The sequence below is a fragment of the Paenibacillus sp. MZ03-122A genome (assembly GCF_024213325.1).
GTDB classification, from domain to species: Bacteria; Bacillota; Bacilli; order Paenibacillales; family Paenibacillaceae; genus Paenibacillus; species Paenibacillus polymyxa_B.
This window is the reverse complement of sequence record NZ_JANAVI010000050.1, coordinates 1-957: the sequence shown is the minus strand read 5'-3', so window position 1 is coordinate 957 and position 957 is coordinate 1. Positions and strand designations below refer to the sequence as shown.

Sequence of the window (957 nt, the reverse complement as noted above, 5' to 3'; positions counted from 1 at the left end):
ACCCGCACCGGGATGGTGTTGATGAATAGGCCCACCATTCGCTCCACATCCGGCAATTCCGCCGGTCTTCCCGAAACCACCGCTCCGAAAACGACGTCCTGCGAGCGGTTGTACTTTTGCAGCAGCAGTCCCCATACGGTTTGAATCAGCGTGTTCAGCGTCACCTGATGCTGACGAGCCACTTGCTGCAATCCCTCCGTCATTTCCGTATCCAGCACGAAGGCATGCTCCTGCTTGTCATAGTCGCCTTTTAAAGGAACGCTGCGTTTAGGCAGCCCCGCGTGCTGCGTATAACCGGATATGTAGTTACCCCAATAGGCACGCGCTTGCTGGGCATCCTGCTTCTCCAGCCACTGGATGTAGCTGCTGAACGGTTGCACGGGAGGTAGAAACAATGGAGTTCCGCTCGTCAAGCTTCGGTAGATCGTAAAGAATTCCTGGATGATAATTCCGAGGCACCAGCCATCCATCAGAATATGATGGAAGCTCCAGAGCACATGGCTGCGTTGATCGTTCTCTTGCACAATCGTCACGCGCATCAAAGCATCATGGCGCAGGTCGAATCCCCGCTGCTTGTCCAGCTCTTTGTATTCCCAGACGGATTTCGCGCTACCGTCGACCACGGTAAATTCAATGTCCCGCTGCTTTCCAACGACTTGCAGCGCCTGCTTCACGCCACTGGTCACGAAAGCGGTGCGCAAAATCGCGTATCTCGCCGATAACTGGCGCAAACTTTCCTGGAATCGTGAGACCTCAAGCTTGCCGTTCACGGTAAACGCGAACTGCTCCAAGTAAGTTGCTGAGTGGTGGTTCGTGAGGGCATGGAACAACATGCCTTCTTGCATCGGCGTCAACCGATAGATATCCTCGATCGGATAGTCGAAAGCCTGATTCAGGGCCTCTACCTCCGCGAGTTCGATTCCTTTGGAGCTGCAGTCGCTTGGCGTCAGTTCTGGC

The 957-nt window shown here is 54.6% G+C and carries 1 protein-coding gene; it reads right to left on the bottom strand.

Annotated features, from left to right (window positions below):
- Positions 1 to 833, bottom strand: an 833-nt coding sequence (locus NLX74_RS25490) for a condensation domain-containing protein (RefSeq protein ID WP_254330931.1), incomplete at its 3' end; no start/stop codon positions are given.
- Positions 834 to 957 lie beyond the last annotated feature (124 nt).